This is a genomic window from Cryobacterium sp. TMT2-14, assembly GCF_004402465.1.
In the GTDB taxonomy this organism is placed as follows: domain Bacteria; phylum Actinomycetota; class Actinomycetes; order Actinomycetales; family Microbacteriaceae; genus Cryobacterium; species Cryobacterium sandaracinum.
Genome location: NZ_SOFV01000043.1, coordinates 50,286 through 62,683, shown reverse-complemented (window position 1 = coordinate 62,683; position 12,398 = coordinate 50,286). Strand labels below are relative to the sequence as shown.

11 protein-coding genes are annotated in these 12,398 nt (G+C 64.3%); 10 read left to right on the top strand and 1 reads right to left on the bottom strand.

The features are described 5' to 3' along the window. Positions 1-7 precede the first annotated feature (7 nt). Positions 8-1,210 carry a CoA transferase gene (locus E3O28_RS15255; protein ID WP_241973159.1) on the top strand — a complete coding sequence of 401 codons (1,203 nt, stop codon included), beginning with the start codon at positions 8-10 and terminating at the stop codon, positions 1,208-1,210. Here the strand turns inward: E3O28_RS15255 and E3O28_RS15250 are convergent. Beyond that, the gene (locus E3O28_RS15250) at positions 1,207-2,784 is read right to left on the bottom strand and encodes a PucR family transcriptional regulator (RefSeq protein ID WP_134416672.1); all 1,578 of its coding nucleotides are present in this window, start codon (positions 2,782-2,784) and stop codon (positions 1,207-1,209) included. The two genes, E3O28_RS15255 and E3O28_RS15250, sit on opposite strands and share 4 nt — an antisense overlap. A 115-nt stretch (positions 2,785-2,899) precedes the next feature. On the opposite strand from E3O28_RS15250, the gene E3O28_RS15245 reads away from it, so the two are divergent. The 9 genes from E3O28_RS15245 to E3O28_RS15205 all read left to right on the top strand — a co-directional run bounded on the left by E3O28_RS15245 (position 2,900) and on the right by E3O28_RS15205 (position 12,340). Further along, positions 2,900-4,273, top strand: a complete 1,374-nt coding sequence (locus E3O28_RS15245; protein ID WP_134416670.1) for an aminotransferase class III-fold pyridoxal phosphate-dependent enzyme — start codon at positions 2,900-2,902, stop codon at positions 4,271-4,273. Then, entirely contained in the window at positions 4,270-5,814 is a 1,545-nt protein-coding gene (locus E3O28_RS15240; RefSeq protein WP_134416668.1) for an aldehyde dehydrogenase family protein, read from the top strand. Before E3O28_RS15245 ends, E3O28_RS15240 begins: the two co-directional genes overlap by 4 nt. Positions 5,815-5,844: 30 nt before the next feature. Then, positions 5,845-7,074: an acyl-CoA dehydrogenase family protein gene (locus E3O28_RS15235; protein ID WP_134416666.1), complete on the top strand. Its 1,230-nt coding sequence runs from the start codon at positions 5,845-5,847 to the stop codon at positions 7,072-7,074. 101 nt (positions 7,075-7,175) lie between these two features. Next, positions 7,176-7,454, top strand: a complete 279-nt coding sequence (locus E3O28_RS15230; RefSeq protein ID WP_134373405.1) for a cupin — start codon at positions 7,176-7,178, stop codon at positions 7,452-7,454. Positions 7,455-7,467: 13 nt separating this feature from the next. Beyond that, positions 7,468-7,968, top strand: a complete 501-nt coding sequence (locus E3O28_RS15225; RefSeq protein ID WP_347232397.1) for a GNAT family N-acetyltransferase — start codon at positions 7,468-7,470, stop codon at positions 7,966-7,968. Between the two features lie 376 nt (positions 7,969-8,344). Further along, positions 8,345-9,463: an extracellular solute-binding protein gene (locus E3O28_RS15220; protein WP_134341935.1), complete on the top strand. Its 1,119-nt coding sequence runs from the start codon at positions 8,345-8,347 to the stop codon at positions 9,461-9,463. Continuing rightward, positions 9,436-10,374 carry an ABC transporter permease gene (locus E3O28_RS15215; RefSeq protein ID WP_241973158.1) on the top strand — a complete coding sequence of 313 codons (939 nt, stop codon included), beginning with the start codon at positions 9,436-9,438 and terminating at the stop codon, positions 10,372-10,374. Before E3O28_RS15220 ends, E3O28_RS15215 begins: the two co-directional genes overlap by 28 nt. Further along, positions 10,371-11,156: an ABC transporter permease gene (locus E3O28_RS15210; protein ID WP_134416664.1), complete on the top strand. Its 786-nt coding sequence runs from the start codon at positions 10,371-10,373 to the stop codon at positions 11,154-11,156. Before E3O28_RS15215 ends, E3O28_RS15210 begins: the two co-directional genes overlap by 4 nt. Continuing rightward, on the top strand, positions 11,153-12,340 hold the full coding sequence (locus E3O28_RS15205; protein ID WP_134341937.1) for an ABC transporter ATP-binding protein: 1,188 nt from the start codon (positions 11,153-11,155) through the stop codon (positions 12,338-12,340). Before E3O28_RS15210 ends, E3O28_RS15205 begins: the two co-directional genes overlap by 4 nt. Positions 12,341-12,398: the final 58 nt, after the last annotated feature.

Sequence of the window (12,398 nt, the reverse complement as noted above, 5' to 3'; positions counted from 1 at the left end):
AGCACGAGTGCAGAATCAGTTCGAAGACAGCCGGAGTCCAACCTCGAAGCCGCTCGCCGGGATCCTGGTCGCGGACTTCTCCCGGGTACTGGCCGGTCCGCTGGCCACCGTGACGCTGGCCGACCTGGGAGCACGGGTGGTCAAGGTGGAGAGGCCGGGCAGCGGTGACGACACCCGCAGCTGGGGTCCGCCGTTCTCCGCCACGGGGGCCACCTATTTCGAGAGCGTGAACCGCAACAAGGAATCCCTCTGCCTCGACCTCACCGACGACGCCGACCTCGCCGTCGCGCGCGCTCTCGCCCTCAGGGCCGACGTGGTGGTCGAGAACTTCAAGCCAGGCGGGATGGACCGGCTCGGCCTGGGCTATGAGAGCCTCAAGGCAGAGAACCCCGGCCTCATCTACGCCTCGATCACCGGTTTCGGCAGCGGCGGCGGGGCCGACCTGCTCGGTTACGACTTCATGGTCCAGGCGCTGGGCGGGCTGATGAGCGTCACGGGGGACGAGAGTGGCCCGATGAAAGCGGGCGTCGCTCTCGTAGATGTGCTCACCGCGAAAGACACGACCATCGGCGTGCTCGCCGCCCTGACGGCCCGAGCGAGCACCGGCCTCGGTGCCCGGCTGGAAATGAACCTGCTGTCGAGCCTGCAGGGGGCGCTCGCCAACCAGGCGCAGGCGTACCTCGGCGCGGGCGTGGTTCCCGGAAGAATGGGCAACCGGCATCCGTCGATCGTGCCGTACCAGCTGCTTGCCTGCGCGGACGGACCACTGGCCGTGGCCTGCGGTAACGACGGCCAGTTCGCCAAGCTCGCCCGGGTGCTCGGCGACGAGCGACTCGCAACCGACCCGCGGTTCTCGACCAACTCGGCCCGTGTGCACCACCGTGAGGAACTCGTGCTCCTCCTGGAAGCGCGCCTCGCGGAGGCTCCGGCGCTGTCTTGGCAGAACCGGCTCACGGATGCCGGCGTACCGGCCGGGCAGGTTGCCACCATCGCCGAGGGCATCGAGCTCGCCGAATCACTGGGCCTGGAGCCGACGATCGAGGTGCAGGACGCCTCGGGTGCCACCATGGGCCGCCAGATTCGGCACCCCGTCAGCTGGACGCCGCCGCTGGCCCCGCGCACGAGCGCGCCGCCGGCCCTCGGCGAGCACAACGACTCCATTCGCACCTGGCTCACCGGCGCTGCGGTTCTCGTCGCACCCCGGGGCTAAGCAGGCTGAACCGGCTGCGTGGTGACGCCGCGCAGCGCCAGCCACAGGTTCGCCGCCACATCGGGATCGTCGAGGTCCGCGTCGATCAGTCGGGAGGCGATCTCGATCCGGTGCCGCAGCGAATTGCGGTGCAGCTGCAGATCCCGAGCGGTCGTCTCCCACTGGCCGCGATGGCGCAGGTAGCAGCGCACGGTATCCACGAGATCCGCCCTGGTGTAGCCCTTGAGCGCTTCGACCCAGGAATCGGCCAGCGGGTCGAGAACGTTCTCCATCTGTACCAGTTGTCCCGGCGCTGCCCGCCGGCAGGCCCGGCCCACCTCAACCACGATGCCAGAGACCTGGGACGGCAGCACCGGACCGCTCATCGCGGCCCCTAGTCGGTCGGGAGCGACACCCGGCAGTCGCCTCGGCACAGGCGCCGGATGCTCCAGTTTCACCGTCTTGGCCGATGCAGCTGCGCCGCCAGCGACGTCTGGAGCGACGTGCGGCACGTCCAGGACCACGTAACTGAGTCCGTCGAAGATACACCGCAGGCTCGAGCGCCGGATGCTTTGCCGCAGCTCCGCGGCATCCTCCCGCGTCGCCATCGCGGCTACCGCATCGGCGAGCTCCTCGGTAGAGAGTAGGTCCACCTGCTCGCCGGTGACGGCCAGGACCCGCACCCGGTCCGTCACCGGGGGCAGTCCCAACTCCGCCGCAGCAAGGCGCGCGGCGTCGACGTAGCCGTGCAGGAGCAGGGTAGTGGCGGTTCCGCCCAGGATCGCGTTGGCCCGGCGCATTTCCCAGTCCTGCTGCGCCGTGATCGACAGCAGCATGCAGCCGGTCAGCATGAGCTGCCGGTCCGCGGGGCGGAGCGCCCGCCCGGCTCCGACCGCCAGGAACCCGGCGGTTCGCCGGCCAGACACGATGGAGTACTCGACGACATCCGTTCCCAGCAGCGGGAAGGTCGCTGCGGCGTGCGTGCCGGCCAGGTTCAGCCGGGCCGTCTCCTCTCGGAGCTTCGGCAGCACCCGGCTCTCGGTCGTTGGCCAGAGGGACTCCGGCGTGCCGTCGGCCGGCAGGTACGCGGCCCAGCCGCCCAGCGCTTCGGCCAGGACCTTCACCACGGATGCTGCCGCTCCCGGCCGCGTGGCGGCGCGCGCGAGCGAGGTCTGCAGCCCCAGGTTCGCTGCAAAATCGGCCTGTTCGGTGCGGCCCACGATGTCCCAGTACGCCCGGGAAACCTGCAGGAAGGGGGTTCCGTCCGGAACGATCAGCAGCGCCAGCCCCGCCTCGCGGCACGCGGCGGCGAGGTGCGGCGGAACGTGGTCGGTGCCCGCGCCGAGGCCCAGCCCGAGGGCTGACACCCCGTGGTCGACGAGCCGCCGCACGTATCGGCGTACATGCTCGTCGGTTCCGGCCAACGGGATTCCCGTGGTCAGCAGTAGTTCGCCGCCGCCCAGGTACGGAGTCGGGTCGGTCAGCTCGGAGATGTGGACTCCCGTGAGGTCGCGGCGGGTCGGTCGCCCGCCACCGTCTGACTGGAGGTCGCTGCCGAGCTGATCCTGCAGTTGGGTGAGGCTGATCGTCACCATGGGGTTCCTTTTCAACTCTGAAAGGCCAATATCTTGGATATTCTAGCCACGCCGCCCGGCCTTCTTAGACGTTTCATACGATGTCAAGCGGCGTGGCCTGCCCTACCTTTAGTCGATGGACACAGCGACCGTTCCCCAGACCCGACTCCTCCGGACGGCTATCCCGGGCCCTCGGTCCAATGCGCTGCAGGCCGAGCGGATGCGACAGGTCTCCAGCGGGTTCGGGACCGCGCTGCCGGTGTTCATCGAACGGGCCGAGGGCGGCATCCTGCAGGACGTCGACGGCAACCGCATCATCGACTTCGCCTCGGGTATCGCGGTCACCAGCGTCGGAGCCGCCAATCCGCTCGTGCAGGCGCACGTCAGCGCGCAGCTTGCCCGCTTCACGCATACCTGTTTCATGGTCACCGAGTACGAGTCGTTCACGGCGGTCTGCTCCTGGCTGAACGCCCACACGCCCGGCGACTTCGAGAAGCGCACGGCGCTGTTCTCCACTGGTTCCGAGGCTGTGGAGAACGCCATCAAGATCGCCCGGGCCGCAACCGGCCGGGCCAGGGTCTTGGTCTTCGACGACGCCTATCACGGCCGGTCCCTGCTGACTATGGCCATGACCGCCAAGGAGAAGCCCTACAAGATCACTTTTGGGCCCTTCCCCACCGAGATCGTGCGTGCGCCGATGGCGGCTCCGCTGCGATGGCCGAGCGGCGCGGAGAACGCCACCGCCGAGGCGGTCGCCGGGGTCGAGGCTGTTCTGGCCGAGCACGGTCCCGAGACCTTCGCCGCCATGGTGATCGAGCCCATCCAGGGCGAGGGCGGCTTCATCGTGCCGGCTCCCGGTTTCCTGGCCGGGCTCCGCGACATCGCGGCCCGGCACGGGATCGTGTTCGTGCTCGACGAGGTGCAGGCCGGCATGGGCCGCACCGGCACGATGTTCGCCAGCGAGCACGAGGGCGTTGCCGCGGACCTCCTTGTCACGGGCAAGGCGCTCGGCGGAGGACTGCCTCTGACAGCCGTGACCGGCCGCGTCGAACTGATGAACGCCGTGCACACCGGGGGACTCGGCGGCACCTACGCCGGCAATCCGCTGGCCTGCGCGGCCGCGCTCGGCGTCTTCGAGGCGTTCGAGAACGGCGACCTGCTCGCCGGGGCACTGCGAATCGAGAGCACGGCCCGCCGCTTCCTGGAGCCGCTCGTGGCGGAGGATTCCCCCATCGTCGACTTCCGTGGCCGCGGCGCCATGCTCGCAATCGAATTCGCCGACTCCGGGACCCTCGAACCACGCCCCGAGCTCGCCGCCGCCGTTGCCGCCCGCTGTCACCAACAGGGGGTGCTCGTGCTTGTCTGCGGCACATACGGCAACGTCATCCGTCTGCTGCCCCCGCTCGTTATTGAACAGGATCTACTCGAAGACGGGCTCGCCGTGCTCCGGACAGCCGTCGAGACCATCTATGCCGAATCGACCGTCGGCGCTGCGGCGGTGCACGCGTGACCGAAACATTCGCACCGGCCGTCGACTCGGCCGTTGACCCGAGCTACGACCCCCGCACGGGCGCGCAGCACGGAAGCGTCTCTCACACTGCCCCGGAGCAGGTCGCCGAGATCCTGCGGCGGGCGCAGGGCGCGGCATCCCAGCTCGCCGACACCAGCCCCGCGACCCGGCAGGGCTGGCTGACCACGATTGCGGAATCCCTCCGAACCCACGAAGACGAACTCGTTCAGCTCGCCGGAGAGGAGACCGGCCTCGGCGCGGACCGGCTGCGCGGTGAACTCGCCAAGTGCGCCACCAGCACCGATTTCTACGGCGCGGTCGCGGCCGAGGGCAGCTACCTGGGTGCCAGCACCGAAGTCATCGGCGGCGACTCCACGCTGTCCCGCTGGAACATCCCCCTCGGCCCGGTCGCGGTGTTCGGGGCGAGTAACTTCCCGTTCGGGTTCGGCGTGATCGGCCACGACGTGGCGACTGCGCTCGGCGCCGGCTGCGCCGTCATCGTCAAGGCTCACCCGGCCCACCCGCGACTCAGCGTGCGACTGGCGGAGCTGGTCTCCAACGCGCTCAACCGGGCCGGTGCCCCGGCAGGCAGCTACGCGCTCGTCGTCGGCTTCGACGCGGGCCTCCAGCTCGTCGACGCCTCCGAGGTCACGGCGGTAGCGTTCACCGGCAGTCAGGGCGGCGGGATGGCTCTCGTGCAGCGCGCCGCCGCGCGCGGCGTGCCGGTCTTTGCCGAAATGGGAACCGTGAACCCGGTCTTCGTCACGACGGATGCCGCGGCCGACACCGCGGGGATCGCAGCTGGCTTTGTCGGCTCCTTCACCCTCGGTGCCGGCCAGTTCTGCACCAAACCCGGGCTGCTCTTCGCCCCCGCGGGAGCCGGAATCTTCGAGGAAGTGCTGGCCCAGCTGTCGCAGGCCCCGCGGGCCCCGCTGCTGACCGCCGGCATCGCGTGCGGCTATCGGGCCGGTGTGGCGCAACTCATCGAGGCCGCCGATGTCGCGGGAAACGTCACGCCGACGGTCGTCACCGGGGAAACGCCGACCGACCCCGCTGACGGCTACGTGGCCGCCCCGCAGGCCGTCCTGGTGCGGCTGGAGGACCTTCACCCCGGCTCACGCCTGCTGGGAGAGTGCTTCGGCCCGGTCGCTCTGGTCTGCGAATACGAGGATGCCGGGGCTGCACTGGATGCTCTGACGCGCCTGCAGCCAAGCCTGGTCGCATCTGTCTTCACCAGCGGCCCGGGCGACCCGGAGTCGGCGGAGGTCGTGCGGCGGCTGCTTGGGCAGGTGGGCCGGGTCGCGCTGAATGCGTGGCCGACCGGAGTGGCCACCAGCTGGTCCATGCAGCACGGCGGGCCGTGGCCGGCCACGTCCCGGTCCGACGCGACGAGCGTTGGAGCGGGCGCGCTGGGCCGATTCGTGCGACCGGTCGCGGTGCAGAATGCCGAACCCGCGCACCTTTCGGATGCCCTCCACCCTGACAACCCCTGGCGAGTTCCTCGGCGCATCGACGGGCGACTGACGCTCCCCACCCTCTGACTTCCGGTTCAACCTAACGAAAGCGAAACCATGACTGACCTCGCATCCCGCATCGACCTGACCTTGACAACAGCTCCCGCCGGTATCGTTGCCTCGCCTCTGATCGACACCTCGGATCTCATCGACATCGAGTCCCTGCTCACCGCCGAGGAGGTCAAGCTGCGCGATTCGGTTCGGGCCTTCGTTGATTCCACCATCAGGCCCAACATCGCCGGCTGGTACGAGAACGGGGTCTTCCCTCTCGAAATCGTGCCCCAGATGGCGAAGCTCGGCCTGCTAGGAATGCACCTGAAGGGTTACGGCTGCCCGGGCCGCAGCAGTGTCGAGTACGGTCTGGCCGCCCTGGAGCTCGAGGCCGGGGACTCGGGCCTCCGAACCTTCGTGAGTGTGCAGGGGTCCCTCGCCATGAGCGCCATCCACAAGCACGGCTCGGAAGAGCAGAAGAACGAGTGGCTGCCGAAGATGGCGGCCGGCGAGGCGATCGGATGCTTCGGGCTGACCGAGCCGAACTCGGGCTCCGACCCCAGCAGCATGACCACGTTCGCCCGCCGCGATGGAGACGACTGGGTGATCACCGGCACGAAGCGGTGGATCGGGCTCGCCGCCGTCGCCCAGGTCGCCGTGATCTGGGCGATCACCGACGACGGGGTGCGCGGCTTCGTCGTGCCCACCGAGACCGCCGGCTTCACGGCCACGGTGATCGGACCGAAACTCTCCATGCGGGCGTCCATCCAGTGCGAGATCGACCTGGACAACGTGCGCCTGCCTGCCTCGGCGATGCTGCCGAAGGCCAAGGGGCTGAGCGGCCCGTTCTCTTGCCTGAATGAGGCACGGTACGGCATCATCTGGGGTGTCATGGGCGCGGCGCGCGACAGCTACCTCACCGCCCTGGCTTACGCCGGTGAGCGGATGCAGTTCGACAAGCCTCTGTCCGGCTACCAGCTGACCCAGCAGAAGCTCGTCGACATGGCGCTGGAGATCAACAAGGGCACGCTGCTCGCCCTGCACCTGGGCCGTCTCAAGGACGCCGGAACGCTCAAGCCGCACCAGATCTCCATCGGCAAGCTCAACAACACCCGCGAGGCGATCGCCATCTGCCGTGAGGCCCGCACAGTGCTCGGAGGCAACGGCATCACTCTGGATTACTCGCCGCTGCGCCACGCGAACAACCTCGAGAGCGTGCGCACCTACGAGGGCACCGATGAGGTTCACACGCTGATCGTCGGCAACCACATCACCGGAGTCGCCGCCTTCCGCTGACCCCGGTCCACCGTCCCGAGCTTGCACCGGGGTCATCTCGTGGCCAGTGATCAGCGCGGCCGGGAACGTCCCACGACACGACGAAGAACAGGTGAGCGATCATGGCAACCGCTGAAACGCAGATCGACAATGGGATCTTCAGGGTCACGAAGTGGACCATCGAGCCGAATGACGCCATTCCTATGCACGTGCACGAGTTCGAGTACGTGGTGGTGCCGCTCGTCAACGACAGCATGCGAGTGCTGAACTCCGACGGCTCGGAGATCGTGGCGGAGATTCGGCTCGGGGAGAGCTACACACGCCCGGCCGGCGCTGAGCACACAGTAATCAATCGTGGGGCCAACACGATCGAGTTCGTCGAGATAGAGAAGCTCCTCTAGCCGGCATCCAACCATGGATGTGCATAATCACGTGCTATCGGGCGATTGCCGGGGCGCAGTCCGCCCAAGACCGATTGGATGGGGAATGGATTCGTACTATCGGTTCTCAGCCGACGTCGCTGAGATAGACCGTGACCAGGTGCATCGCTGGATCAGCGAGCTGTCCTATTGGGCGCCAGGGCGGTCACGTGCCAGGCAGGACGCAGCCATAGACGGCTCACGAAACTTCGGTATCTACCACACCGAATCAAACAAGCAAGTCGCCTACGCCCGGGTCATCACGGATGGAGTGACTTTTGCATGGCTTTGCGACGTATTCGTCGACCCCGAGGTTCGAGGCCGCGGCATAGGCGGTGCTCTCATCGATGGAGTCTTGGAAGAGTGTGAACCACTTGGTCTGCGACGAATAGCTCTCTCGACAAACGATGCGCACGGCTTGTATTCCAGGTTAGGGTTCACGGCTTTGGATATCCCCGAGTCGTGGATGGAACGAATCGGGGACCCCACAGCTTGAGCACCAACAGACCCGAATTGCGGCGGACGGTGGCTTGTTCCGAGTCAGTTTGGGTGCTCGGCCCATACTCGCGCCCATACTTCGGTCCAGGCGAGCGTTTTCCGGGTGCCAGCGGGAGGTGACCGCGTTTCTCGGCGAGTTCGGAAGTGCGCACATTTCGTCCTGATGCACGGGAGGAATTGTAAAATTGAGGGTTACTAAGTGCGTATTTTCGTTTTTTTCGCCGACAAAGTTGGCTGATATTGGTAAATTGTTCGCACTTCCGGACCGGTATTGCTACGTTGGGGCCAACCGATTCCACGGGCTGGCCATGCACCGGGTGCGTGTCTACGGGTCTCACGGGATTTCACAACGGAGTGAAAGAAGAAGGATCACCATGCGAAACCAGAAACTGAAGCGGCAACTGAGCACAATCGCGTTGGGGGGAGTGGCGACTTTGATCATGGCTGGCTGCGCGGGAGGTAACGCAGCTGAACCCGTGGCAGATCGAGACCTTGGCACTCCGGTGGCAGGAGTCGTCCCCGAGGGCGTTTTTGATGGTGTCACGCTCACCTACGCGGCTTCTGGCGGTATTTTCCAGGATGGACAACGCGACGCAGCGTGGGATCCTTTCGCAAAAATCTCAGGTTCGAAATTTTTGCAGGACGCATTCGACGCCGGCAAACTCAAGGCCATGGTTGACAGCGGAAACGTGACCTGGGACATCACAAACGCGACGCAGTTCGACACCGCCCGTGGCTGTGGAACGCTGTACGAAGAGTATGACTACTCGCAGGTGGACATCTCGAAGGTTCCCGAGGGGACGATCACAGACAAATGCATGGTGCCGAATATTCTCTATGGTCTGGTCGTCGCTTACAACACTGATGCGTTCGGCGACAACCCTCCAACCAGTGCTGCCGATTTCTTCGATACCGACAAGTTCCCGGGCAAGCGTACGGTCAGCCAATCCCCGTATGTCGACCCCCAGACGGTGGAGTTCGCCCTGGCGGCGGACGGCGAAGATATCAACAACGTGCAGGTCGCCGACATCGCGACCGCCTTTGACAAGTACCGTGCCCTCGGTGACAACGTCATCGGCTGGACCTCCGGCGCTCAGGCACAGCAGCAGCTTGAATCGGGCGAAGCTGTCATGGGGCTGGTGTGGTCAGGCCGCGGATACGGTGCAGCGGCGGCCGGCGCGCCGGTTGCTCCTATGTGGGACGAGTGGATGATCATGGTCGATTCGACTGCCATTCCCAAGGGTGTCAAGGATCCGCAGGCGGCCTTCGCCGCCGTGAACTTCTACCTCGGCGCAGAACAGCAGGCACGCATGACGGAGCTGACCTCCTATGGGCCGGTGAATGTCGACGCGGAGCCAAAGGTTGACGCGACGTTGAAGACGTGGCTCACCACAGAGCATCTCAAGACCGGGCACGCTCCGAACATTGACTTCTGGGTGGAGAACTACGATGCCCTGTCGGCCGCATGGGCCAGCTGGGTTACCGGCAGCTGACCGGCATGGCTGTTCTATCCATCCGCGGCCGGGGCAATCGCTCCGTTGACGGCGGTGACACGAGCAGGACGATTCGAGAGCCAAAGAATTGGCGCCCGTTTCTGCTGCTGCTACCAGCCTTTGCAGTCGTCTCGTTCTTCTTTCTCGCGCCACTCATTGATGTCTTCATCCGGAGCATCAGCGATCCAACGCTGGGAATCCAGAATTACGTGTGGCTGTTCACCACTCCGACCAACATGGTGGTCGCGTTTCGCACATTCGGAACCTCGCTCGTCGTTACGCTCGTCTGCTTGCTCATCGCTTACCCTTACGCGTATCTGATGACGATTGTGAGTGATCGCACTCGCAATATGTTGCAGCTCTTCATCATGCTGCCCCTATGGACCAGCATCTTGGTGCGCACACTCGCGTGGATGGTTCTCCTGCAAGACACCGGCCCCATCAACGGGCTTCTTGAGACGTTGTTCGGGATCGGTCCACTGCCGCTGATTCGAAGCACTTTTGGCGTCGCTCTCGGCATGTCCCAAGTGCTACTGCCGTTCATGGTGCTGCCCCTTTATTCCGCGCTTGCCAAGATCGACAAGCGGTTGCTACCCGCTGCGGCGAACCTTGGGGCGAGACCCGTCACGGCATTCTTCACGGTTTACTTGCCGCTTTCTCGACCAGGGATATTTGCGGGTTCGGTAACGGTTTTCATTCTGGGACTCGGGTTTTACATCATCCCCGCGCTATTGGGTTCGTCGAAGGAAATCATGATGTCTGCACTCATGTACCAGCAGATCAGTGGCTTCCTCATGTGGGGCCACGGCACCGCCCTTGGAATCTTCATGCTCACAACGACCATCGTGGTGCTTGCGCTCCTGAGCCGCGTGTCTAAGGGCGCGAATCTGTTTGTGGGGCGGGCCAAATGACAATGAAACGCGCACTAAGTGCCCTGGCGGTTCTCATCGTTCTCTGGTTACTCCTTCCCACCCTGGTGATCATTCCTATGTCGTTCAACGCGGCGGCGTCGTTCAATTTTCCACCCCAGGGTTTCTCCTTGCAGTGGTACGAGAACTTCCTAACCGACCCATCATGGTTGCGCGCCTTGGGCTCATCGCTGCAGGTGGCCCTCATCACCACGGTTGTCGCGACGTCGCTTGGGATCATGGCGGCAATCGGGCTGTCCAAGGTCAAATTCCGCGGAAAGGCGTTGCTGGAAAGTTACTTCCTCACTCCGCTCATCGTCCCCGGCATTGTGATCGCCATTGGGCTTTACTCGCTTTTCCTGCGCTTCAACCTCCTTGGCACCCTTCCCGGGTTTGTGCTGGCGCACACCGTGGTTGCGCTGCCACTGGTCATTCTCAATGTGACGGCTTCGCTCCAAGGCGTAGATCCTCGCTTGGAGCAGGCGTCAGCCACGTTGGGGGCTGGCCGTCTACGCACCTTTTTCAGCATCACCCTCCCGCTCATCATGCCCGGGGTGACGGCGGGAGCGTTGTTCGCCTTCGTCACGTCCTTCGATGAGATCATTCTGTCGCTCTTCATCCAGAGTCCGCAGTTGCAGACGCTGCCGGTGAAAATCTACAACAGCGTGACTCAGGCGAGTGATCCAACTGTCGCTGCCGTCGCCGTCGTGGCGATGTTCACGTCAGTGCTTGTGATGCTCACCGCACAATTTGCTACCCGCAAGAGAAAGCGAGTTTCGGCATGAGTCCGGAAAGTACCACTGCCGCACGAGACCAAAACGAACGTGAACTCCGGCAATTGCACCTCAATACTGAGGTCATTGGCGTGATCAACGACGCGGGCATCAGCCTTCGCGATGTGACAAAGCGCTACGGGAGTAAAGCTGTCGTTGATGCGATCAACCTCGTCGTAGAGCCGGGGGAGTTCATGACGTTTCTCGGCCCATCGGGGTCCGGGAAGACGACGACTCTCAACATGATCGCTGGCTTCGTCACTGCAACGGAGGGGCTGCTTCACATTTACGGCAAGCCTGTTGCCAAGATGCCTCCCCACAAACGAGACATCGGCATGGTGTTTCAGAATTACGCCCTTTTCCCGCACAAGACCGTCTTCGAGAATATTGCCTACCCCCTGGACCGGCGCAAGATTGCGAAATCAGCGCAAAAGGCGATGGTCGCGGGTGCTCTCGATATGGTGCGCATGGGGGAATTCGGCGATCGATATCCGGCGGAACTCTCGGGTGGTCAACAACAGCGAGTGGCTCTCGCTCGCTCGCTCGTTTACAAGCCACGCGTGCTGCTCATGGATGAGCCGCTCGGTGCCCTCGACAAGAAATTGCGCGAATGGCTGCAGAAAGAGATCAAACGAATCCACCGCGAGGTTGGATCAACATTTGTCTACGTGACGCATGACCAAGAAGAGGCTTTGTCTCTTTCTGACCGAATCGCAGTATTCAACAACGGGAAGATAGAACAGGTCGGCAGTCCGACAGAACTTTATCAAAGGCCTGAGACCCTTTTTGTTGGGCGCTTTCTCGGTGAATCTACGGTGTTGTCCGGCCGGGCGGTCGATTCCCTCGGCGGAATGACCACCCTGGATATTTCCGGACATGAAGTCCGTGTTCCCGGCCACAGGAGTTCAGCTTCGCTAGCGATTCTCATTCGTCCCGAGAACATAACGCTTCAGGATGAAGGCACCGTTCCGGAGTCTTCGCAGGTGAACTCGCTGCCAGTGATCGTGCTGGACGCAAACTATTTGGGTGCAGCCTGGCGTTGCGAGGTGCAACTTCCGGATGGCAGCACCGGCACTGTTCGTGAGGCGCACTCCGCTGTTGTGCGGGAGCCGGGTACTCGTGCGTCAATGAGCTGGAACGTCGATTCCGGGGTGCTGCTTGAAGACACCGGTGATGCAGGAGTGTCACTGACCTAGTCTCTGGTCAGAGAGTGAGTGATTGTGGAGCTGTCGGGCCGCACCAGATCAGGCCCGA